This is a genomic window from Rhizobium sp. CCGE531 (genome assembly GCF_003627795.1).
Lineage (GTDB): Bacteria > Pseudomonadota > Alphaproteobacteria > Rhizobiales > Rhizobiaceae > Rhizobium.
In genome coordinates, this window is the sequence record NZ_CP032686.1 from 492,081 (window position 1) to 515,133 (window position 23,053).

At 57.4% G+C, this 23,053-nt stretch carries 22 protein-coding genes and 2 pseudogenes; 11 read left to right on the top strand and 13 right to left on the bottom strand.

The features are described from left to right. Positions 1–311: 311 nt before the first annotated feature. Together CCGE531_RS28605 and CCGE531_RS28610 are read right to left on the bottom strand one after the other, a co-directional pair. Complete coding sequence (locus CCGE531_RS28605) at positions 312–818, bottom strand: RES family NAD+ phosphorylase (RefSeq protein WP_120670144.1); 507 nt, start codon at positions 816–818, stop codon at positions 312–314. Then, the gene (locus tag CCGE531_RS28610; RefSeq protein ID WP_120670146.1) at positions 815–1,300 is read right to left on the bottom strand and encodes a DUF2384 domain-containing protein; all 486 of its coding nucleotides are present in this window, start codon (positions 1,298–1,300) and stop codon (positions 815–817) included. Before CCGE531_RS28610 ends, CCGE531_RS28605 begins: the two co-directional genes overlap by 4 nt. A gap of 405 nt (positions 1,301–1,705) precedes the next feature. On the opposite strand from CCGE531_RS28610, the pseudogene CCGE531_RS28615 reads away from it, so the two are divergent. Beyond that, a pseudogene (locus CCGE531_RS28615) lies at positions 1,706–2,607 on the top strand (IS3 family transposase). Here CCGE531_RS28615 and CCGE531_RS34670 read toward each other — a convergent pair. The 7 genes and pseudogenes from CCGE531_RS34670 to CCGE531_RS28655 form a co-directional block, all read right to left on the bottom strand. After that, positions 2,573–2,893: a hypothetical protein gene (locus tag CCGE531_RS34670; RefSeq protein WP_205586520.1), complete on the bottom strand. Its 321-nt coding sequence runs from the start codon at positions 2,891–2,893 to the stop codon at positions 2,573–2,575. The pseudogene CCGE531_RS28615 and the gene CCGE531_RS34670 overlap by 35 nt on opposite strands. A 52-nt stretch (positions 2,894–2,945) precedes the next feature. Further along, positions 2,946–3,137: pseudogene (locus tag CCGE531_RS28625) on the bottom strand (transposase domain-containing protein); the annotation flags it as partial. 725 nt (positions 3,138–3,862) lie between these two features. Next, positions 3,863–5,272 carry an MATE family efflux transporter gene (locus CCGE531_RS28635; RefSeq protein ID WP_120670147.1) on the bottom strand — a complete coding sequence of 470 codons (1,410 nt, stop codon included), beginning with the start codon at positions 5,270–5,272 and terminating at the stop codon, positions 3,863–3,865. Positions 5,273–5,279: 7 nt separating this feature from the next. Further along, positions 5,280–6,344 (bottom strand): cysteine synthase family protein, encoded by a 1,065-nt coding sequence (locus CCGE531_RS28640; protein ID WP_120670149.1) that lies wholly within the window; start codon positions 6,342–6,344, stop codon positions 5,280–5,282. Continuing rightward, positions 6,341–7,681, bottom strand: coding sequence for an alanine racemase (locus CCGE531_RS28645; protein WP_245459431.1), 1,341 nt, complete (start codon positions 7,679–7,681; stop codon positions 6,341–6,343). The genes CCGE531_RS28640 and CCGE531_RS28645 overlap by 4 nt, the downstream gene beginning before the upstream one ends. Beyond that, entirely contained in the window at positions 7,672–8,667 is a 996-nt protein-coding gene (locus CCGE531_RS28650; protein WP_120670152.1) for an ornithine cyclodeaminase, read from the bottom strand. The genes CCGE531_RS28645 and CCGE531_RS28650 overlap by 10 nt, the downstream gene beginning before the upstream one ends. A 210-nt stretch (positions 8,668–8,877) precedes the next feature. After that, positions 8,878–9,273 (bottom strand): ParB N-terminal domain-containing protein, encoded by a 396-nt coding sequence (locus CCGE531_RS28655; protein ID WP_120670154.1) that lies wholly within the window; start codon positions 9,271–9,273, stop codon positions 8,878–8,880. A gap of 346 nt (positions 9,274–9,619) precedes the next feature. On the opposite strand from CCGE531_RS28655, the gene CCGE531_RS28660 reads away from it, so the two are divergent. The 9 genes from CCGE531_RS28660 (at position 9,620) to CCGE531_RS28705 (ending at position 18,743) form a co-directional block, all read left to right on the top strand. After that, positions 9,620–10,582, top strand: coding sequence for an ABC transporter substrate-binding protein (locus tag CCGE531_RS28660; protein ID WP_120670156.1), 963 nt, complete (start codon positions 9,620–9,622; stop codon positions 10,580–10,582). A gap of 8 nt (positions 10,583–10,590) precedes the next feature. Then, positions 10,591–11,598, top strand: a complete 1,008-nt coding sequence (locus CCGE531_RS28665) for an iron ABC transporter permease (RefSeq protein ID WP_120670158.1) — start codon at positions 10,591–10,593, stop codon at positions 11,596–11,598. A gap of 5 nt (positions 11,599–11,603) precedes the next feature. Then, positions 11,604–12,647 (top strand): iron ABC transporter permease, encoded by a 1,044-nt coding sequence (locus tag CCGE531_RS28670; RefSeq protein WP_120670160.1) that lies wholly within the window; start codon positions 11,604–11,606, stop codon positions 12,645–12,647. Positions 12,648–12,654: 7 nt separating this feature from the next. Continuing rightward, on the top strand, positions 12,655–13,452 hold the full coding sequence (locus CCGE531_RS28675; RefSeq protein WP_120670162.1) for an ABC transporter ATP-binding protein: 798 nt from the start codon (positions 12,655–12,657) through the stop codon (positions 13,450–13,452). 85 nt (positions 13,453–13,537) lie between these two features. Beyond that, positions 13,538–13,864 (top strand): hypothetical protein, encoded by a 327-nt coding sequence (locus CCGE531_RS28680; protein WP_120670164.1) that lies wholly within the window; start codon positions 13,538–13,540, stop codon positions 13,862–13,864. Between the two features lie 240 nt (positions 13,865–14,104). Further along, a complete protein-coding gene (locus CCGE531_RS28685) occupies positions 14,105–14,701 on the top strand; it encodes a hypothetical protein (protein ID WP_120670166.1) in 597 nt (198 codons plus the stop codon). A gap of 466 nt (positions 14,702–15,167) precedes the next feature. Next, positions 15,168–15,719, top strand: a complete 552-nt coding sequence (locus tag CCGE531_RS28690; protein ID WP_162944060.1) for a hypothetical protein — start codon at positions 15,168–15,170, stop codon at positions 15,717–15,719. A 192-nt stretch (positions 15,720–15,911) separates the two neighbouring features. Continuing rightward, the gene (locus tag CCGE531_RS28700) at positions 15,912–17,375 is read left to right on the top strand and encodes an LPD7 domain-containing protein (RefSeq protein ID WP_162944061.1); all 1,464 of its coding nucleotides are present in this window, start codon (positions 15,912–15,914) and stop codon (positions 17,373–17,375) included. A 603-nt stretch (positions 17,376–17,978) separates the two neighbouring features. Continuing rightward, entirely contained in the window at positions 17,979–18,743 is a 765-nt protein-coding gene (locus tag CCGE531_RS28705) for a response regulator transcription factor (protein ID WP_120670173.1), read from the top strand. A 341-nt stretch (positions 18,744–19,084) separates the two neighbouring features. Here the strand turns inward: CCGE531_RS28705 and CCGE531_RS28710 are convergent, their stop codons facing one another. The 4 genes from CCGE531_RS28710 to CCGE531_RS34495 all read right to left on the bottom strand — a co-directional run bounded on the left by CCGE531_RS28710 (position 19,085) and on the right by CCGE531_RS34495 (position 20,809). Beyond that, entirely contained in the window at positions 19,085–19,378 is a 294-nt protein-coding gene (locus tag CCGE531_RS28710; RefSeq protein ID WP_162944062.1) for a type II toxin-antitoxin system RelE/ParE family toxin, read from the bottom strand. Continuing rightward, a complete protein-coding gene (locus CCGE531_RS28715; protein WP_120670624.1) occupies positions 19,375–19,644 on the bottom strand; it encodes an antitoxin of toxin-antitoxin stability system in 270 nt (89 codons plus the stop codon). Before CCGE531_RS28715 ends, CCGE531_RS28710 begins: the two co-directional genes overlap by 4 nt. Positions 19,645–19,873: 229 nt before the next feature. Further along, entirely contained in the window at positions 19,874–20,575 is a 702-nt protein-coding gene (locus CCGE531_RS28720) for an IS6 family transposase (RefSeq protein WP_120670175.1), read from the bottom strand. A gap of 6 nt (positions 20,576–20,581) precedes the next feature. Continuing rightward, positions 20,582–20,809 (bottom strand): hypothetical protein, encoded by a 228-nt coding sequence (locus CCGE531_RS34495; RefSeq protein WP_162944064.1) that lies wholly within the window; start codon positions 20,807–20,809, stop codon positions 20,582–20,584. Between the two features lie 148 nt (positions 20,810–20,957). Between CCGE531_RS34495 and CCGE531_RS28730 the strand changes: the two genes are divergently transcribed. Next, the gene (locus CCGE531_RS28730; RefSeq protein WP_120670179.1) at positions 20,958–22,892 is read left to right on the top strand and encodes a methyl-accepting chemotaxis protein; all 1,935 of its coding nucleotides are present in this window, start codon (positions 20,958–20,960) and stop codon (positions 22,890–22,892) included. Positions 22,893–23,053: the final 161 nt, after the last annotated feature.

Sequence of the window (23,053 nt, forward strand, 5' to 3'; positions counted from 1 at the left end):
AGAGTGGAGCGAGCGCTGGGACAAGGACCAACCACAGATCAAAAGGGTTGGCTGGAAGGACTCTATCGGCAGGAAATGAGAATAGAGGTTTCGGGCAGTAGCCCAACGCAATTACCGCCGCCATTGCGGCCGGCAGTTTCGAATCTTTCAATAGGGGTCTTCCTCAATATGTTTGGTTCACTCGCAGTTAGACATGATGCCGCTATGGGCGGGCATGCAAACGAAAATGAAATGGTCGCCCGGCCCAGGGGCAAAAGTTCTAGGTGTCGAGCTCACAGATGATGATGACGGCGATCCACACCGGGGCTCGTTCATGCCATGGGTGGATGCAGCCTTGTATCGAGAGCAAAGGCTTCCTGGAACTTCAGGGCATAGGCACCTGGCGCGCTGCCCGCGAGAAAAATCAGATTCCAGCTACACGGCGAGACCGCGCTCGGGATCGCGACAAATCGGTGGCGTCGAAGCAGATCGTCTCCGAAGGCTTGCTGTCCCGCGCCGGGAATGCCCGGGTGGAGCCAATTGGGATTGGGTACGCTTCCCGGGTCGACGATATGGACATCGCCGGCATCCGCAATGACAGCCGCCGTCAACGTGTGCGCCACCGTGTCGAGCGCCCGAAACCCCTTATGGACCGCGACCTCGAGGATTGCCGTCGCGGGATCGAGCGAGCAGTAGACCGCGCGAACGCCTTTGCTGTTCCAGCGGCCACCGACGCGATAGGCGCCTTCGCCACTATCCCATGTCGGCGCGTGGACGGCTTGATCGAGCCGCCACGCGACCAGTTCGGTCCCGCCGAGCCCAATTGGCAAAGCGGTCATGCATAGACGCCATATTCGAGACGGTCGAGATGATCCTCAACCAGCTCGACGCCGGCGGGTGTCCCGAGAAGATCGATCGGCCGGCGCTGGTCGAGCCCGATCGCCGGGCGCTCGAGCCATTGCTCGGCTTCAGCCTGCGAGCCGAAGATGTCCGTTGCTTTTGCGAGAATCTCCGCGAATTTCCATGCGCGACCGCTCTGTTCCTGACTGAGCGGCTTGGAGGGCGTATCCTTCCGCCGCTGCCAGGTGCGCAAACTCATGCCCACGGCCTTTTCGAGCGAATCCGTTTTACCGATGATGACCAGATGCCCGACAAGGTGATCCAGCGCCGAGGCCGGCAGGCCGCGCAAAAGCAGTTCGTGCGCGTCGAGAGGGCTGGTCAGGCTGCGCGCAAGCACGCGCGCGCCGCCGAGCAGCGCCGCTATTTTCTGCAATTCGCCTGTCGTCGTTTCCGGGATAATTTTCTCTGCCGCAATGGCCATGGGATCATCTCCGCGTCATTTGTCGCTTTACATATGACAGGTGACATGACTGATTTCAAGCGTAACGTTCTACTGCGCCGTGGTGTGCGGGGCACTTGGTTTGAGATCTTCGCCGCGCATCAACGGCGCGAGCAAGAAAATCACAATAAGCATTGCCGCCAGCATCATGAACGTAAGCGGTGCCCCAAGCACACCTTGTGGCAGCCTTAGCGATGCCGCGAGAACAGATTTCTTTGAGCTTGATTGATCGAACTGTCATCCCAATCGATTTCACGCTTCGAAGTTGGGATTATCCTCTGATTGCGGTGGTTGTCGAAGAAGAGAGCTGGTTCGGAAAAACTGGACAGCAAGGATAAGTGGAATTTCTGCCTGACTTTGGCTTAGATGCCGGAAACAGGAGAGAGCATGACGAGACGACCACGCCGGAACCACAGCCCGGCTTTCAAGGCGAAGGTGGCGCTTGCCGCCATCAGGGGTGAACAGACGCTGGTGGAATTGTCGCAGCAGTTCGACGTGCATGCCAATCAGATCAAGCAGTGGAAGGACCAGCTCCTTGAGGGGGCGACAGGCGTTTTCGGCGATGACGCCAAAGCGGAACCGGCGACTCCGACCGTCGATGTCAAAACCCTGCACGCCAAGATTGGGGAACTGACGCTTGAGAACGATTTTTTATCCGATGCGCTCGGCTTCACGTTGCGACGCTGATGAAGAAGATGGGCATTGAGGCGATTTATCGTCGTCCCAACACGTCGAAACCGGCACCTGGTCACAAGGTCTATCCGTATCTGCTCAGGAAGCTGACGGTCACCAGACCCAACCAGGTGTGGGCAATGGACCTGACCTACGTCCCCATGGCGCGGGGCTTTGTCTATCTCTGCGCCGTCGTCGATTGGTTCAGTCGCCGAGTGCTTTCATGGCGGCTGTCGATCACGATGGAGACGGCCTTTTGTATCGAGGCGGTTGAGGAAGCTCTTTGCCGATATGGAAAGCCAGACATCTTCAATACCGACCAGGGATCGCAGTTCACCTCCATCGACTTCACGGCGGTGCTGAAGAAGGCCGGGATTGAAATCTCGATGGATGGCAAGGGCGCATGGCGGGACAACGTCTTCGTCGAGCGGCTCTGGCGGTCGATCAAATACGAGGAGGTCTATCTCCATGCCTACAAGACCGTGTCCGAGGCCCGCGCTGGCATCGGCCGCTATTTGACCTTTTACAATACCCGACGTCCACATTCATCCCTTGACCGGCAGACGCCGGACCAGGCTTACTTCAACGCGCTGACACCGATGATGGTGGCGGCATAATCGAGGCGGAAATCCACTTAGCCAAACGTCGCAAGCTGTTCAGACAAACCGAGCCACCTCTGAAGAGAGTGCCGTGGATTCCCATAGCGTCTCGCTTGAGAATGGGGCGTTCCCAGATGGGCGCTAGTAATTGGCCTGCCTCTTCATCACCCAGACGTTCAATCAAATCTTCGATTGTTTCCATGTCTTGGCCATTTGGAAAGACGATCGTGTATTCGTCTTCCGTGGCTTGGAACAAGCTGAAGGTAGCGTTTCGAGCGCAGTCTATGATCAAGATGTTCTTCATGCAGCATACTCTGACAGGAAGCATCTGCGCCAGCAACGATTTGTGCGTTGGCTTACGCAGCCGGACTATTCCACGGTAGGAGACCTTCAATATGACTCTGCTTGTGGCCACGGACGATGGCGCTGAGCGTAGCTGTGAAATAGGTGAGCGGTTCAATCGAATTAAGTTTGCAGGTCTCTATAAGCGAGGCGATTACCGCCCAGTTCTCGGCTCCGGCATCGTGTCCGGCGAAGAGAGCATTCTTAGGTGTGCCGGAGGCCAATGTCCGGCTAGAGTTTTGCCGCCGTGTCCTTACCGCCTATGCGAGGGGCCGTATCCCCTATGATGATTACGTTCAGTTCACTCAAGGCGGCGGTATGCCTGCGAGTATTTCGAAGGCTTTGAGGAGCGCGGGCTCGGGTCCAAGGAAACCACAGAGCCAGGGAAAAGGTGATATTGTTCTTCCGGCTTCAGCAAGAATGGATTCTGGTGTGACATTCAAGGGCTCGACCATCGCATCAAACGGTAAGGGCCGCTTTTCGGTTCAATCGTCTCGGCGGGCCGCGAAATGTTCAGGCACCTACGATCTGAGTGATCGGCGTCCGACAATCACTCTTCCGGTCAAATGCTCGGACGGCCGTAGCGGAAAAGTCGAGGTGACGCGAGCACCGGATATGATGTCGGCCTGGAGAAAGGTAAAGCTTTCCGATGGGAGCACCGGCCGGCTGACCGTTGGAAGAGGTGTGAAACACCCGTAGTTGGCTGCGGGCCGCCAACCTTCTATCGGCAATTGCGGATTTTCAGACCGATAGCTCTTATAAATAGAAGGGCCACTGGTTCTGACCCGTTCAAGGCGGCCATTTGCGTCCGCCGGAAGCCTGCCGGTTCAACGGAATGACACTGTCGAAATTCGTCGAGCGCATCAAGGTGGCAAATTGATTTGGTGGTCGGGTTGGAGTCAATTATCCGGCCGGATTACACCATAGCTGCTTATAGAGATGATATATTGGCGTCCCGTGACGGCGGCTCTATCGTCGTTTGCAATTCCTCCGTGAAACGCCACCATAGCAAGACCGTGGTTGCACCGAAGCCGAGGCACAGGCCGAACCAGATGCCATTGCTTGCCCAGCCGAGCCAATATCCGCAAATGGCCATCGCCGGGATACCGATTAGCCAATAGCCGATAAACGTATTGAGCAGACCCGCCTTGGTGTTACCAAGGCCGCGCAGCAACCCGATGCAGATATTTTGAGAGCCCTTCAGGAACTGGTGGGCGATTGCGAACCATAGGAGCGTCGCGGCCATCGCCAGAATTGCGGGATCAGCCTGTGCGCCGAGGAATGGACGCAGCACCATGCCCGGCAACAGGGCGTATAGGAAGCCAACGACGGTCATGATGGAAAAGCTAATAGCCAGAGTCCGTCGGGCTATCGACCCGATCTCAGCATGCTCATCTTTGCCGACCGCGCGACTAACCAATACAGAGGAGCCGTGGGAAAGGCCGATGTTGAGCTGGTAGACGATGTAGGCGAGCTGGTTGACGACGTTGGAAGCGGCAAGTGCAATCGGGCCAAAGGTTCCCATAAAGATGGATGCAATAGACGTGATCGCCGCTTCGGACCCATAGGTGAGGGCTATCGGAGCGCCCATTCTTGCGATTCTCATCACAATGGCGGGTGAGGCGCGCCAGTGGCCCAGCGAGAGCAGGGAGCTCATCTCCGGATCACGCCGTACGGTTCTGAAATAAACGAGAAACGTCCAAACTTGAACGAGAGTAGTCGATAGACCGATGCCCGCGAGCCCCAGCCGCGGCATGCCAAGCCATCCATAGATGAAAATAGCATTCAGCAACACGTTGACGCCGATCGAGATAATGGTGACCCTGAGAAGGGAGCCAGCTCGCCGCATGCCTACCGCGAATTGCCGCAAGACATTCAGCCATAGCATCGGCACCAAACCGGGTGCCAGTGTGAGCATGATCGGCTGCGCAAGGCTTACGATCTTGCTGTCCTGGCCCAAAAAGCCAAGCAAGTGACTGAGTGCGACAAGAACAATGCCGGCGCCAGTGGCAACGATCGTCGCCAGCAGCATGGAGGCCGATACCAGCTCGCGGACTTCGTCGTGAGCGATCTCGTCGCCCTTTCCATCGCTGGTGCGTCTTTCGCCACGCGCGATCGCCGAGGCTATCATGTTGCCGACGCCGGTTACCATGCCAACGCACATTGTGCGGAGCTGGTTGTAAAGCAGCACGGCGAGCCCGCCTGCGGCCACTGCCTCCACGCTGATCAGACCCATCATGAGGAGGTCGGCGCTGGTCAAGGCGACCTGGGCGAACTGAATCCCGGCGATAGGCGCGGCAAGTTTGATAATTTCCAGATAGGGATGGAACCGGCTATTCATTTGCTGCTCACGCCTCCGTTTTGGCAGGAGCAATGGCCGCCAGCCGTATGGATTCCAGATAGGCGTCAAATAGCCCATGGGCTCGCTGATGAGCTACCTCGCTCAGCAGCTGTCGTTCCATTAGCCAATCATCGTTGAAGATTGTATCGAGATATTTCTCTCCAGCATCGCAAACCAGGACGACTACGATACTATCGGGCTCAACCATGGCCAGCCGCTTGAGCGCTACATGAATTGCTGCACCGGCGGTGCCGCCGACAAGAAGGCCGGTTCGACGCGCAACGACACGGGTCATCGCAAACGCATCGACGTCCGAGACCGTAAGGCCTTCATCAATCAACGAATGGTCGACGTTCGGTCCAACCGTGAAGCCGCCGGGAGCGCCGGCACCTGTCTGCCAATATCGGCCGGGAGGCTCGCCAAAAATAATGCTTCCCCTTGGTTCGACGCCGATGGCTGTTACCCTGGAGCCACGATTGCGCAATTCCGCAACCGTTCCACAAAGCGTGCCGCCTGTCCCAACTGCGCCCACCAGATAGTCGACGTCCGCACCAAGGTCGTCGATCAATTCGGCGGCTAGGCCCGCGTAGCCTTTGTTGTTATTGGGGTTGTAGTGCTGATCGGGCCAGAACGCGCCACTGGTTTCGACGATTTCTCCTGCTACCCGCCGCCGCTCAACGGTGCTCGGACCGTCACCCTTGCTTTCGACGAAGACGAGGTTCGCGCCCATGGCCTTCATCGCGCGCAGTTTGTCACGCGAGGCATGCCCATCCACGACGGCCGTATACTTATAGCCCCGCTCGATGGCGACTAGGGCCAGCCCCGTGCCGGTATTGCCCGAGGTGGGCTCGACAATATGGCCGCCGGGCTTGAGCGTGCCCGACCGCTCAGCAGCGAGGATCATTTCCCGTGCCATTCTAACCTTGCACGATCCGGTGGGATTGAACTGTTCGAGTTTCAGCAGCAACCGGCTTCCCGATCCGGTACGGGCAAGTTCGAACAAGGGGGTATGGCCGATCAATTCGGCGCTGGTGATCGCTACTTTTTCGGTATGTAAACGCTCAAGCATCATTGCTGATCCATCCTCCAGGTAAAACCATCGTCCTGCTGCGTCACCACGATCTTGGGCGGTAGGGGCAACTGGTGAAACGCACTCTCATTCTTGTCCATCTGATAGCCGGCGGTGTTCGGATAGACGATCAGATCGCCGTAACGGGGTGCTGCCGGAAACAGGATCTTGCGCCAGGTCAGAACGTCATATTCCATGCAGCTCGAACCGCCGATCGCCGCCCGAACCGGTTCCTGCGGGCGGTCGGCCCCGCGCAGAACCAGGATCGGTGTCGGAAGATATTCGCTGTTCTTCCACTGTTCCGACAGGCTCATGCTGAGGCCGGCAACCGTAACGATGCCGTGCTCCGCATTGCACTTGAAGCCTTGTACCGGAAAGACCGTCATCCCTGCGCCATTCAGCAGAGCCCGTCCGGGTTCGAGATAGAGGACCACCTTCGCGGCAATCAGTTTTTGCGCCAGCGTGGTTGGGCCGATTACGGTTTGCAGGATCGCATCCAGCATGGCGGCGCCGGTGAGCGACTGATGATAGGGATAGAAATGGTTGAAGCTCTTGCCGGCATGGAACTGCGAGGGGTGGAGCCGTTCCTTGAATCCTTGCCAGTCATCCTCGTCGACATAGGGGCAGGCAAAGCCGCCGCCTATCGAGATCGCGAAGCAAGGGAACCCATATTGCCGGCGGGTTTCCTCGCACAGGTCGATGAGCGCGGCTGCGAGTTCCGCGCGCGGCTGAACCGCGTATCCATCAAGATGGAAGGAAAAGCCCTCCACGACAATGTGCTGGTCGGCCTCTTTGCAGCGCCGGAGTGCTGCGGACAGATCGGCAGGATTCAAGCCGAAGCGGCTGTGAGGGCTGTTCGGGGGAAGCACCCGTAAGAGTACACGCAGGGGATCGGCTGGTGTGGCGATCGTGATCGCCCGCTCGATCTCATCCAGCGCATCGATGGCAACGGTGGCGCCATGACGGTTTGCCAGCCACAACAGATCGTTGCTTTTGGCCGCACCCGTGACGCCTATGTCTTCGCCACGGACGCCGTTGGCAAGGGTATGAACGAATTCCGGAACGCTGGCGACATCGACCGCACTCCCGAGGGCCGCGACTTCGCGAAGCCAGGCTCCGGCCTTGTTGGCCTTTTTGCCGAAATAAACCCGGCCCGAGACGTTTCGGTCGCGCAGCACCTGCTGGAAGGCTCCAAGATTGTCGGCAAAGCTTTCGGGATGGATGAGGTGGAAAGGCCCCTGGCTTGCGCGAGTGACTTGATCGAGCAAGGCCATGTCCCCGCGGGCGTTGATGGCCCATTCCTTTTCGCGGGCTTTCATGGAGACGGGGGCTAGTTCCACAGTTCCACCCTCTTGCCGCGACCTGCGGCGATCGCCCGGGTGGCAAAGGCATGAGCAACGGGGATATCCGTGATGATCATGCCGCTGCTGAAGGCAAACACCCGGTCGTCCTGCGAGCGGCGTCCGGGTTTGCGGCCGGCCACGATATCTGGCAATTCGGCGTCGATATGCGGTGTACCATCCGAGCCGGCCAGTCGTTTTCCGGTTACTCCCATCTGTCCTTCGTTGGTAGCGATCGCATAATCGGCATCGCGCAGGGCGCCTGCTTCCACTCCCTTACTGGCGACGGAGATGAGCAGCCCACCGGGCTTGAGCCAATTCGTTTGTACTTTGGGATGGGCCGCGCGGCCGGAAGCGGCGACAACGATGTCGGACGCCGCGACGGCCGCTGGTACATCATCCACCAACTCTATTTTTCTCTGAGGGAAATAGTGGGCAAAGCGTGCAAGGCTTGCCGCAATCCCATCGGGATGGGTGCCGAAGAGGTGCAGCGTCTCCAACTGAGGAAGAGCAGTCAGCAGGTACGGCAATGTATTGATGCCCTGCGCGCCTGTGCCAATCATCAACGCCGAGCGCGCATTTGCCGAAGCGCAATGTTTGGCAATGATCGCGGTCGTTGCCGGAGTTCGTGAGCCGCCAACACGATGGCAATCCATGAATGCGAATGGCAGACCGGTCGTATCGTCATAGAGGCTGATCGTGGTGTAGTATTTTTCGGCACTCTCACTGCCTTGGCGGTAGGATGTCTTGAAGCCGAGTTGCTGGAGAGCCCCGTCATAGCCAAGCATAGAGTAGGAGACTGCATCACGTTCCTCAAGCGGAAGCGGCATCATGAGTTTCGTTGGGCAACGGGAATCGCCGCTGGCGAAGGAATGATAGGCGTCCTCGACCAATCGTATGACGTCGGCCGGCGGCACCTCGACGTCCGCTAGGTCCGTCCGGGAGAGAATGTGAATGGCTGGTGTATGGAGATATGAAATACTCATTCGCTGGCACCTTTCGTTACTTTTGACATGGGTGGAGATGGATGGAAGCGGCTAGCGCCAGTTCCATTCTTGACCAATCTGAGCTGGCTCTGACCTTCGCCAGCCGATGTGTGGAAAAGCGCAAGCCGAATGAACGCGCCACAGTCCGTTGATGTCAGCGGAGAGGGCATTTACTGCGCTACCTGTCGCGCGTGGAACGCCGCCAAATCGTCAGGGCGGAGTGGCACGCCGGAGATCATTTAATGGGATTGCGCATTCCGGGAGCGGAGCGGCAAAGAAATGCCTGGTCGTCTTGGCAGGAAACTTCCGACCGCTGCGCGCCATCGCGAAGATGGCCTCAGGCGTAATCGTCTCTCCCAAGCGCCAGGCTTCCACCCGCACGCTTTCATAATCCAGTAGGACTACGGGCAATGCTTTCAGTTGAAGACGTTTGGCAACCGCAAGCCTGTGGTGGCCATCCATGATGAACAGGGCGTCCTTATGAGCGGTGATAGGCACTTTCCAATATTCAGCTCGGGCAATCTGGTCTTCGAGCTCAAGCACATGTCGTGCATCGACTTCTTCGGTCGGAATCAAATCTGTTGGGGGCAACAGGCAATAGGGCATGCATACACCTCTCGGAGGGCAAAGAGTACACGCATTAGACGAGGGAAGCTGGCCGCGACCTCGATGGAAGAGAGCATATCTGGGTTGTTCTGAAGGTCAATAAACTTGATAAAAAGAATCATATTTTATGAAGAAGACCTTTCACCTACCGCGTCGCTCGCGTCACAGTGGGACAATTATGCAAGGCGAAGCTGGAGCGAAGCGCAATTGTCTATATGCAAGCAAACGCCGATGTTCCGTGGGTTTTTGACTGCAAAATTCTCGAAAAACATGATTGTACTCCTCATGTTTTGTCGTTAGAACTCTCCGGGATTTAATCGTCTCGATCTGAAGGATTGATGTCGTGATGAAAGTTTTGAGCCTATTTTATATTGCAGGTGTTACGGCGTCGTTAGTAGCAGGACCAGTTGCTGCTCAGGATGCAAAATCCACGTCAATCGTTGATGATAGAGGGGTGACGGTTCAGCTTGCGGCTAATCCGAAACGGATTGCATCTGTTTCCTATCTTGCCGCCGATGTGGCCCTAGCCCTTGGCATAAAGCCGACCGCTGTGACCTACATGACAGGTGGACGAGACCCCGACTTCCTGCTTGGCCTGACGAGGGACGCGGCACAGATCGGACAACGCGCCAAGCCCAATCTTGAGCTGCTGTCGCAGGCCAAGCCCGACGTGATCATCGCCATGAAGCGCTATACCGTCGGCAATGCCGCGCAATTCGAGAAGATTGCGCCTTATATCGCCTACAATATGGAGTTGCTGAGCGAGAGCTATCAGGAAGTTGCCGATCTTTCGAAGCTGTTCGGCAAGCCGGAGCGCGGTGAAGAGCTCAATGCAGAATTCAAACAACATCTTGCGGATTTCAACCAGAAGGCTCCGAAGAACGTCCATCCACGTTTTGTAATCATGTGGGGCGGAGACACGCCCTTCGCTTTCCATACGGAAAATACCGCCGCATCCATTGTTACAGCACTTGGTGGCGACAACATCGTAGGCCCAATGGCTAAGAGTGGCCGATTTGGCGAGGAACTCAGCCTCGAAACGATGTTAGAGAAGGATCCGGAAGTCATTTTCGTCTACGACAGCGGCCCGGATCGCCCGCATGAGAACAATCCGATCTGGCAGCAGCTCTCCGCGGTCAAGAACCATCGCGTCTACTACGTCGGCGATCACTGGGTGGAAACCAATGGTCCGATTGGCCGCGAGATCGTCCTGCGTGAAGCCGCGCACTATCTGTATCCCGACACTGTTCCGGCTGTCGATGTGCGCAAGGAGGCCGCCAAGCTCATTCCGGCAAGCCTGCAGAATTGAAACGCGCCATGGCCGCCAGGCAACCGACGAACATCGTCCGGTCATCGACGCTAACCCTCATCGTCCTGATGGTTGCCGCAATGGTCATTGTAGGAGGATTGCTGGTTGGCGCAAAGCCGCTTCCACCGGAAGCGGCTTTCAAAGCGTTATTTTTCCCTGACGGAAAGATCGACTCCATCCTCGTTTGGACCCTGCGTCTGCCGCGAAGCCTTGCGGCCTTCATTGCAGGCGCAGGCCTTGGCGTCTCGGGCTACCTGTTGCAGGTACTGACGCGCAATCCGCTTGCCGGGCCTGACCTGACAGGCGTGACATCAGGTGCCGTTGCTCCGATTGTTTACTGTTTCGTGTTCTTCCCATCGCTATCCTCCGTGTTCTACCCGCTGGTAGGCTTGGCAGGTGGCCTCGCAGCCGCCTTCGTCACCTTCTGGATCTCGCGCGGCGGGCGAGGTCGCCCGTTGCACCTGGCGCTGGGGGGTATTAGCGTCTCATTGTTTCTAGGTGCGTTGACAACCTACATTCTGCTTCTGAGTGGATCACAAGCCCCATCGCTTTTGTTCTGGCTGACGGGTGGTTTCCAAGGCCGCTCCTGGACGCAACTTGCCTATATGACTCCATGGGTGCTTGTCGGCGCGGTTGGTGCTCTTGCCGTTCAACGCGTCGTCGGTCTGCTCATGCTCAGCGAAGAGGCGGCAGCCGGCATGGGGCTGCGGCTGGAAATTTGGAAGCCGCTGCTGCTCCTCCTGGCAGTACTTCCCGTGGCAGGCGTCGCGCCGATCGCGGGGCCAGTGGCTTTTGTCGGTCTGGCCGCACCACACATCACTCGCCTATTGAAGCCATCCGGGCCTGGTTGGACTATTGTGACGACGGCTGCCCTTGGTGGCCTGATCCTGGTCGCCGCCGACGTCGTGGCTCGTAGTGTCGCCGTTCCCAAGGAGCTGCCCGTCAGCGTCATCACGGCGTTGATCGGAGGGCCGGTGTTTATCTATCTCGTACAGCGACGCAGCATCTCGCTCTAAAGGGCATGGTCATGAACACCTCCCTGAACATAGGACGCAATCCAGGCTCAACTTGGCTCCTGGCAATTAGCGCTGTCTTCGCGCTCCTCTCACTGGTGCTGGCGTTATTCCTCGGGGTTGTCGACATTCCTGCTTCCGATATTGGCGCGGTGTTGACGGGCCATGGTTCTCCTGAAGCGCAATCCATCATCATGGATATACGCCTGCCGCGAATTTTGACGGGGGTTTTGGCGGGCATCCACCTTGCCGTCGCCGGTCTCCTGCTTCAGACCATTACGCGCAATCCATTGGCCGACCCCTCCATTATGGGGGTCTCTCAAGGAGCGACCCTTTCTGTGACGGTCTTTCTTGTCTTCACCGTCTACAGTGGAGATCCGGGGTCGAACACACTGGCAGCGCTTCCCGTGGAGTGGCTACCGGCAGTCGGCATGCTTGGCGGGCTCGTGGCCGGCGGCATTATCTATCTCCTCGCGTTTCGCCTCGATCTGGGGCCGCTTCGGATTACTCTTTGCGGCATCGCGATCGGCGCCGTGCTCCACGCCCTGGCAATCGGGCTGATGGCGGGATGGGGATCTTCCCGCATAGAAATCCTCCTGGAATGGCTGTCCGGCAGTCTCTACGCCCGCAGCTGGGAACATGCAGAGTTCCTTTTTCCGTTCACGGTTGTCGGTCTGGCCGTTTTGCCTCTCGTGCGCAGACCCCTGGATTTGTTGCGCTTCGAGGCTCCGGTCGCCCGCTCATTCGGGCTCGCCTACCGCCGGCAGTTCTCGATCGTCCTGCTACTATCCTGCAGCCTTGCCGCCAGCGCTGTCGGTGCCGTCGGGCCGGTTGTTTTCGTTGGTCTCGTCATTCCCCATCTTGCCTGCTTTATTGCTGGCAAGCGTTTCACCCTCGTTCTGCCACTGACGATTGCTCTTGGCGCGATTGTGGTCACGCTCGGAGATCTGATCGGCCGCCTGATCGGCCAAGCCGATGAAATCCCGCTCGGCGTGGTCGCTGCACTTTGCGGTGTTCCCGTCCTCATCGCTCTTCTGCGCAAAATGCCGTGAGATCCTTATGTTGCTCTCCTGTTCGAGATTGTCTGTCACCTATGGTCGCCGCAAGGCATTGAATGCTTTTAATCTTTCACTTCAAAAAGGAGAGATCCGTGCGCTCATCGGACCGAATGGCTCGGGCAAGAGCACGGCACTACAGACGCTCGCCGGTCTCATTACTCCTGCCGAAGGAAAGGTTGAGATCGAATCCCGGCCGATCGGTTCCATGTCTCGCCGGCAATTGGCAAAACATCTGGCATTTCTGCCGCAACAGCCTTCGGCTCCCGATGAAATGACGGTGGAACAGCTGGTCCGGCAAGGGCGATTCGCGCATGTCGGCCTGTTTCGCAGCTACGACCGTCATGACGAGGAAGCAATTCGGTGGGCGCTCGACAGCACTGGTCTTTCGGATTTTGCCGGCAGAAGCCTTCGCGAACTTTCCGGCGGCGAGCGTCAACGCGCCTGGATTTCCGCGGCTCTCGCCCAGGAAGCCGGAGTTCTACTTCTCGACGAACCCACATCATTCCTCGACATCGGCTATCAGATCGAAATCCTCGACCTTGTCTACCGCCTCAGCCGCGAGAAGGGGGTTGCCGTCATCATGTCGATCCACGACCTCAATCAGGCCATGTCGATTTGCGACCATATCTCGCTGCTCGAAAAGGGCGAACTCGTGTTCGATGGGGAACCGAAAAGACTGGCCGACAGCGGGCTGATCGAGAAGGTGTTCCGCGTCAAAGGCAACTTCGTGCAGATCGCCCCCAATGCGCCTCCCCATTTCGACGTGGAGCTTGCACGCCGAACGTCGATCACGCCTTGATTAGGCGATATACCACCTTGGTCTGCGTATAATAGGTCAGGGCATCGGCAAAATCCGGTGTTCAGGCGTCAGGGGCATAGGGTACATGGGTCAGAGCGTTGTGAAACTCGACACCATGGGCATTTGGATCAATGATCCGATCTACCAGATCCCGGCGTGCTGCGAGCAACTCCTCAAGCGTTACTTCCTCTATCATCAAGCCTTGGAAGTTCTGTCGAAACTCCTGTTCGATATCCTTTTGGCCCCGGCCTGGAACCGAGGCAATCGGGCTGTCATGACTGATGAGATATACGACATCGCACGATCAATCTGCTCGAATGTAAACTCGCGGCCGATTTGTGTTTTGAACAGCGGAAATTTGCATACCTATTTGGTGCTGAGCGACAGTGTCTTGTCTATTTTGCGCAGGTGAGGAAATCTGGATCTTGTTTATCGTGAAGCCGCTGCGCTCCCCGATGCGCCATCAGTCGTTGGGCTTTGCAACAACGGGGCCGTTGGTTCGATTCATATCAAGAGCACTAAGACAATCTTGAACGTTCTCGGGAAGTATTGTCGTGGTCTGCCGCCTAGCGAAATGTGAAGCCGCTCAGTTTCTGATGTTCGGTCGTTAACTGAATATCATCTCGCTCGCTGTATGTGTTCGAAGACCTGAATGTTAGGTTACGCGGCCGTAATCGCCATCGTGACCTTTGTTGTCGGCGCTACTTTTCCGAATGCGACGACGGTTCTCAACATCGATGTACACGACTTTCCTCAATACCCACTAATGTATGCCGCCGGAATTGCCGCATGGAGAGGTGACTGGTTGCGCCAGATACCATCACGTGTCGGAAGGCGGTGGTTGTGGAATGGCCTTTTGGCCGGTGGTGCGCTGTGGATCGTCCTGGTCGCTGCGGGCGGTGCCATGAGCGGCGACGTCTCCCCCTATGGCGGCGGTTGGCACTGGCAGGCTGCTGGCATGGACGCCTGGCGTTCATTCACGTGTCTTGCTGTGTCGTTAGGGGCAATCGCCCTATACCGAGACCACTTTGACAGCCAAGGACCCGTCGCGTGCTTCCTTACGCGCAATGCGTTTGGCGTCTACGTCTTGCACGCGCCGATCTTGGTCGCGATTACACGGTTGCTGCACTTTTTACCGGCTTCCATTGGCGTCAAATTCGCGCTCGCCAGTCTGGGCGGCATCTTGGCAAGCTTCCTCATTGTCGGCTTTGTGGCCCGGCGAACCCCTGGTTTGCGCGCAGTTCTTTGAAGGCTGGCTACGGGTCATTCACGACCGAGCCAAGCCAGCAGCGGGTCCAGCCATGTCCGTTATCCCGCCAAAACGAAATCGCAAAGACCCGCTCTGCTTCAGCCCGTATCGTCGGTGAAGCAAAGCTGGGGCAGCTGCGCACTCTGGTGGCAAAATGCGCCCTGTGCTCACCCACCCCGTTGATGAGTTGCGTTTGCTTCTCCGACGCGAGATTGTTGGTATCGGTCCAGCGAGATGGTTCAGCGGCATCGCGCCAGGCCGCATCGGGTATATTCTTTTCTCTGCGTGCGGATATCTTCAGGGTGAGGCCGACGTGAGCAGGTGACGGCAAGCGGCTTCTCGCAGATGACGGAGCACATGGCGCCGTATCAACCTCTCTATCTAAGAACCTCGGAAACCAGTTGCTGCCCCACAAGGGTGGAGCGAGGTTGCAGCGATTTTCTCGCAAGCCGTTCGTGAGGTTCCGGTGGAACCAGGTGCGTTGCGGCTCTATCGGGCGGAACGGCCGCGATCACTGTTGCCGGTGACGCTGGGATCATCGGCCCCGATTTTTACGCGCGATCGCGCGGAGGCGGCTGAGTTTGCGATAGCCCATGGCGGGTCGCTCGGCTACATCGATGTTTTACCAGCCGACATGCACCGGATTGCGCCGGCGCGCTCACAATCCAGTTCCATAGCCGTTTCCGCTTCCGGCAATTGCGCAGCCAACCGTTTCGTTGTGCCACGTGAGCTCGCCGACACGGTGCGTCCTTTGCTGCGGGCCGAGGCGGAAGCGGTGAAGGTGCTCGAATTCCGCCAGCGCAGCGAGGCGGCAGCACGCCTGGTGGAGCAGACAGACAGAGACGGCGATCGCGATCAGGCTTCACGCGGTGTACTGCGCGATGACAGGCCGCAAGGCAACCGACCGGAAATCTCGGCGTCGTTGGCCGAGCAGCACCTAGCGGAATTGGTCGATCAATTTACGAAGGGAGAAAATAGTTTGGCAAATCATCAACGTGATGAAGACCTCGTTCGCTGACATGAATGAGCAGATGGAGATCATCAAGAAACATCTGCCATCGGATCGTCAGCCACAGATCGAGGAGTTGCATGGCAAGCTTCGTCTATCGCAAGCGCGCATGCTGGCCATTCAGGAAGACATCGAGAAGAACCGCGGTGCGGTGGAGGGCGACGTTTTGTCGCTCCAGTCAAATACGAGTACCGCCAGTTCGTGGCGGAAGAACGCGGCGTGGTCATTCGTTATGTTACCCATAGGGAAAGCGGAAAGCAGGCTGTTGCCTTCACGGATCACGGCGACAAGGTCGAAATCAACACATGGAAAGATCGCGAGGCTGTCCTTGCTGCCATGCAGGTCGCTTCGCAAAAGTGGGGGAGCCTGACGATCAGTGGCACCGAAAGCTACAAGAGCCTCGCGATCGAGCTTGCTGCCGAGCATGGGTTCAAAATCACCAACCCCGAACTTCAGGAAAAGCTCGTGGCCGCAAATGAGCGAGCAGCGCAGCAACGCAATGCCAGTGCTGGTCTCGCGCCGGGGACGGCGCAGAAGGAGACCCCGGCCGAAGTGACCGGCACGCCTCAGCGAGAGGCGGCCGCTTCGGCGCCGATCACGGCCGAAAGAGCTGTAACGACGCAAGCAGAGCCGCCCTCCGCTCCGGTCATGGATGGCGACAAGATTAAGCCCGCCGATAGCGAACGCGCTTCGACCCTTGCGGCGATGCGCGCGGCAGCAGAAAAATGGGGTTCCATCAACGTCGATGGTACAGCACGGGACAAAGCCATCGCCGTGGAGCTTGCCGCCGAGCACGGGCTCAAGATTACCAATCCGGAGCTCCAGGAGCAGCTTGTAGTCGCGCAGAAGAAGGTGGAGGAGCGCCGGCGCAAGGAAGATGAGCGCGAACGGAAAGTCTCCGGCTTTAGCGATGGATCGCTGGCTCAGCCGATTGAGAACGGCCAGACAAGCCGCGTCACCGCGCAGACCCGTTCGGGGATTTCGGGCGTATATCTTGAACATGGTGCCTCCCACTACGACAACGATCCGAAGAACGAGATGACGCCGCATGTCGATCTTAAGCGTGAGGATGGCAGGCGGATGCGCGTTTGGGGCGTTGGCCTGCCGGATGCGCTCGGCAAGGCGAGCGTTCAGACAGGTGATAGCATCAACCTAGTGGTGACCGGCCGCGAAACCGTGGAAAAGGAAGTGCGGGTCATCGACAAGGCGACCGGAAAGGAGCGGGTCGAGCGCCGGCCGGTGCAGCGCAATGTATGGGAAGCGAGTATTACGGAGAAGGCGGCCGACACGCAGACGGAGAATCCGATTGCGCGCAGCGACGCCGAGATCGCGGTCAACCTTCAGGTGGTGCGTGAGCGGACCGAAGCCGAAGCGCAGCGCGAAATCCGCCAAGCCGACCAAAGCACCGTCACGCACGAGCGGCCGTTCGACGGCGGCGGTAGCGATCACGCCTACCGCACACAATCCGAAGCAGCGTCTGCGGTCCGGGCCGAGCGCTCCATCGAACAGAACCCGTCAAAGCCGATACCGGCCGACATCAGCCAATCGCCCGAGATTGAACGACAGCGCCAAGCTCAGCATGAGTTGCTGAACGAGAAGCAGGCTAACCGGGAGACGGAGGCCAAGAAGGATAGAGAGCGCAACAAGCCGAAGCACCGCCAATGAAAAGGCTTTTCCTCATCTAAGTCTATTTGAGCATGGCATGGTTCATGCAGCATAGCCTGTCGCGAAGGTAAATCGGATTTCCTGATCGAGGATATCCGGATCTGTAAGCGCGATCCCTAAGTTCCCTGCCGCCGTGTCTATCAAAGCAATACGGACGTAGGATTTGTGATGACCACGCGGTTCGCACTGACGACTGGAGAACTCAACTGGCCATCCTGTCAACTGACACCAAGCGGGCGGCCGTTGGGTGTGAATCGGCGCGTTGTGTCACCCGACGCCCACTGAAATTTCAACGGCGTGTCGTACATATCGGCGGAGCAACCCTATTCTGGTCCACAACCATAAGAAGATTTTGAAATAAAAAATATATCACAAGTACAGTAGGAAAGAAATTATATTAAAAATTGTATTAACGGATAAAGTATGTTAATGAAAAAATAGTTTTACAAAAATCTTATAGCAAAGAAAACATAATATCGACCGCTATGCCACGAACGCCGCTTCTGAAAATACAGATTTTTTACAGATTAAATCGCTTTAATACTGTTGGTTCAAAATATATGCATGGACTGGATTCAGGGTTGAATGTAACGGGTAGAGGCCATGATGGGACAGTCGATTCCGAGTGAGAAATTTACATTAGAGCCGGGCGCAGGTAGCATTTCCGCCGGGGCATCCGGTGGTCTGAGGCCGTTTATTGCGGCAGGTATGCCCAAGTTGGATGAATGGGACGAATATGTTCTCCTCATCGATTCCCGTACGCTAGGTCGTGAGTGCCTGTCGAAGAACTTGATGGAGTGCGACTGTACACCACACATCGTGACCGTAGGCTCATTGGATGAGTGGCACGGGCTCAATATGCAGGCGTTGCCGTCCGCAATCCTCCTCATGATCGGTGGACGCAAGGCTTCTGAGATCGATGTCAGTACCACCATCCGTGCCTTGGTCGAGCAGTTTCAGACAAGTCCTGTGATCGTGGGTGCAGACGGCGATGAGCTTGGGCAGCTCTTGCATGCGCTGGAATGCGGCGCACGCGGTTATATCCCGACGAACGTCGGGATAAAGGTTGCCGCAGAAGCTGTGGCTCTTGCGCGCGCGGGCGGCATTTTCGTGCCAGCAAGCAGCTTGCTGGCTGCGAAAGAAGCACTCGCTCCCGTGGCCGGCCGGAGCAACGCTCTCGACAATCTGTTTACACCGCGAGAAACCGTGGTTGCTGAAGCGTTACGGCGTGGCAAGGCAAACAAGATCATCGCCTACGAGATGGGTCTTTGTGAAAGCACTATAAAGGTGCACATTCGCAATATCATGTCGAAGCTGAACGCGACAAATCGAACCGAAGTTGCATACAAGATCCGAGAACTCGTGTGATAGCAGTTGCGGCTTTGTGATCTGCACCCTGCGGCCGCGGAGGCTGCGCCCATGCCAGAGGCAGTTTGAAGTAGCCGCTCCGTATTTCAGCGTAGATGCAAATGCTTATGTGCAACACAGCACACATATAGCTGCGCTGCACGATAAATGATTTTCAATCGTCCATGAATCGGGCATTGTGCTTGCAGTTGATGCATATGGCGGCCTTTTTCCTCCCAGTGCCGCCGCATTGACTGTTCCCCTCTGGCGGTTTTGAAACCTTCATACCTGAGGGCCTCGGATTTTTTCCGGCGGCCCATTTTTTCTTTGGGCTCCGTAAGCACTTTTGTTGAGGAAGGCATTTAATCGTCCCGGGTCGGCGGCCACTGGCGGGCGGTATGGACGAGCGCCATTACCCATACCGTGTTTGCTGTTTCGTCCACTTCGTAGACGAGCCGGTAGCTCTCATGCGGGATGAATTCACGTGTGCCGGGGATCTTGCCCATACGGCCGAGCATCGGGAAATCGCCGAGCTTGCCGGCCGCCTCGCTGAACAGCTCGTCCATCTTGAGCGCTGCCCGCGGATTCTCGACGGCGATGTAATCGACAATATCGGCTCGATCCTGTCGTGCCGCTGCAATCCAACGGACTTTCACAGATCCGCTTCATCGATCCGGCGGCGCAGCTCCGCGCGGCGTGCCGTCGCTTCGGCTTCCACTTCCTCATTGGAGACATGCATACCGGCGTCACGCTGTCCGCGTGCGATCTCCACCTTGCGACGCAAGTAATCATCGTACTGCCGCGCCTCCTGGCGGCGGTTGATATATTCGCGCATCAGCTCGCGCAGGACCTGGGCCGCCGGCCGGTCATCCGCGGCGGCTTCGGCCATGAACGTATCGCGCAGCTCCGGCTCCAGTTTCATTGTAAAAACGGCTTTCGTCGACATGGCAAACTCCTGCTTTGCTATCTCGAGTATATACCGAAGCATTACCTTTGTCGCCGACTTTCATCGCGGGCGAGCCGCCGGCCGATACCCTCTTGCCCGCTTCTGGCGGAGCAATTCCAGGAACAGGGCGACCGCCTCTTTCTCTTTCTCGGGCATCGTCAACTTAACGGCAAAGAAGCCAGACGATGCCGGCCTGTTTTGTCGGTCATGCCCGGGCGATTTTCGCCCATAGGTTCATCGCCGCTGCGCGCAGCTCTCGATGATGGCTGGAGGGGATGTCGTGGCGCGGGATGTGGAACAGGTTGGCAATCGGGTCATGGATGGAGACAAAGCGTTGTAGATGACGCTGTGACTTGAAGCGCTTCATGATCCGCTCACGCCGCCGGACGGGCTGGTGGGAATTCTCCGCCCGATTGTTCAGGCCTTTGTGGGAGCGATGCTCGACACCAGGCATGATCTCCCGCATTGCGGCGCCGTAGGATCGAAGCTTATCGGTGATCATCACCCGTGGCGCTCGGCCCTGGCTCTTCAAGAGCTTTCGCATCAGGCGTTTGGCCGCCTTGGCATTGCGGCGGCTTTGCACCAGCACCTCCAGAACGAAACCATCCTGATCAACGGCGCGCCACAACCAGTGCTTCTTGCCTCGGATCGAAATGACGGCCTCATCGAGGTGCCACTTGTCTCCGAGCTGGCCGGATGAGCGACGACGGATGTCATTGGCGAAGGTCCGCCCAAATTTCTCCGTCCACAGCCGGACCGTCTGATGGGAGACAATGATCCCACGGGCAGCCAACAAGTCCTCGACCATCCGCAGGCTGAGAGGGAAACGGAAATAAAGCCACACGGCGTGGGCAATGATTTCAGCGGGAAAGCGGTGGCGGCGGTATAGTCGATCACGGTCTGTCATGGCCCGTCATCGCACATCGAATTCCAGTTGTTCGTCAAGTTGACGATGCCGCCCGCGGAGCTGCGCGACATTACTTTCACCTTTAACGCGAAAGCACCTTCCAGCACGGCCGTTGATCTGAGGGATTCCTCCGGCGATCGCATTGCCGTCATCATCTTGGCTGTCGAAACGACAGAGCAATTTCGCTGTCCGAGCCATGACAAGGGCGGATTCGCCGACAATGTATTCGTCCATCGAACAAGGGAATTATCGTTCAGTTCGCGTCGGCATGATCCATGAGACGAATAGAAACTACTAAAATAAATTGCTTTTTCTTCCGATTAACTCGCTATTAATTAAGCATAAATAGAATTTCCCCTATAATTTAAGGGGTTTGAACACCATGTCGTTACTGAACCGAATAAGCATACTTTCGAAATTGCTTTCTGTCATCGCATTCATAGGGCTGATCATTGCCATTTGCATCTGGTATGCGACGTCGGAAATGACGGTGATCGACAATTCATATACTGCGTTTCTCGATCATGAAGCGCACGCGGTAGCGAACGCCCGGCGCACAAACACATTTACCTATGAGCTGGTTTACAACACCTTTCGCGCCATCGCCGAAACCGATCCTGACCAAGTAAAGAGGTCGAGCGATGCATTTGACGGCACTGTCCCTGAACTCCGGCAAATCTTGTCCGATCTCCGTCAGCAGGCACCGGCTTTTTCTGACCGCATCGACGATCTTGGAAAGAAGGTCGACCTGTTCATCACGAGCGTCACTGCTGTGATGGATCTTGCGAAGAAGGGGCAAAACAAGGAAGCTGTGGAGCTTTATCATCATCAGGTTGATCCGCACTTCCATGAGGTCAGCTTGGCTATCCGTGATCTCACGGCCGGTATCCAGTCATTTGCCGACAAGGGTTCGAACGATCTGACGGACAAAACAAACACCACCCGATTTCTGACGGCGACGTCGTCGGCAGCAGGATTGGTGGCTGGCCTCCTGATGGCGATTATCACAATTGTCTTTGGCATTACCAAGCCGATGGCGGCATTGCGCGCCGCCATGGCACGGCTGGCGTCGAGCGAGACGAACATTCAAATCCCTGGGATGCGCAGGGGCGACGAGCTTGGTCAGATGGCCGGTGCGGTCGAGGTGTTCCGTCAAGCAGCCATTGCGAACAAGCGGTTGGAGGCAGAGGCGGAGGAGAATCGCGCTCAAGCGGAGGCAGATCGGCTAAGAGTGACAGCCGAGGCTGAGGCCGCCGCGCAACAGCGGCTAAGGGAAGCAACCGTTGGATTGGCGGGTGGCTTGAAGCGGCTGGCCGCCGGTGATCTGTCGTTCCAGTTGACGGAACCGTTCGCGCCTGACTTCGAGACGCTCCGTTCCGATCTGAATGGTGCAATCACCCAGCTCAACGAAACCTTGCTTGCGGTCACTCATTCCACGGCGTCGATCGATAGCGGCTCGACCGAGATCAGTCACGGCGCCGATGACCTTTCGCAGCGCACGGAAAGGCAAGCCGCCTCGCTTGAGCAAACGGCGGCGGCCCTCGACCAGATTACCGTCAATGTTTCGAATTCCTCCAAGCGCGCCGAGGAGGCTCGTGCGGTAGCGATCCAGGCGAACACAAGCGCTGCCCGATCCGGAAAGGTCGTCGCCGATGCCGTCGAGGCCATGAGCCGCATCGAGCAGTCCTCGAACCAGATCGCCAATATCATTGGTGTTATCGACGAGATCGCCTTTCAGACCAATCTGCTAGCACTCAATGCCGGCATCGAAGCGGCACGCGCTGGAGATGCCGGAAAGGGCTTCGCCGTGGTGGCGCAGGAAGTGCGCGAATTGGCGCAACGCTCGGCAAATGCGGCCAAGGAAATCAAGGATCTCATCCGCAACTCCACGACCGAGGTCGAAAGCGGAGTCAAGCTTGTGCGCGATACAGGTGAGGTCCTTCAAGCCATTGAGCGGGACGTTGCAACGATTAACCAGCACATGGACGCAATCGCTACGTCGGCTCGCGAGCAGTCGACAGGCCTGGCTGAGGTCAACACCGCCGTCAACCAGATGGATCAGGTCACGCAACAAAACGCAGCCATGGTCGAGGAGACGAACGCCGCCAGCGCTACCTTGGCGGTGGAAGCCGGTCGCCTGAAGGACCTGATCGCACAATTCAATCTCGGCGGTTCCAGCCATGACGTATTCCCGGGCGATGCGCTTCGGCAAACGGCAGCGGTCATGCGTGGTTCACCGCTTGCGAGCCGAGATCAACGCCCCGTGTCATCTCCGGCCCGCAAACTGGTTGGCAATCTCGCAGAGCGCAGGGCATGACCGGCGCGATCGCACAAAGCGGGAGGGACGAGTTCTGAGTTGATGGAGATCGTGACGGCACCGCCGGCGTTTGGGGGAGGGGATCACACCTCTCCCTGCAAATGTGCCATGACACTTCGGTTGGCGTTGTCTAATCGCCACCTGTCCGTCAAGAGAATTCC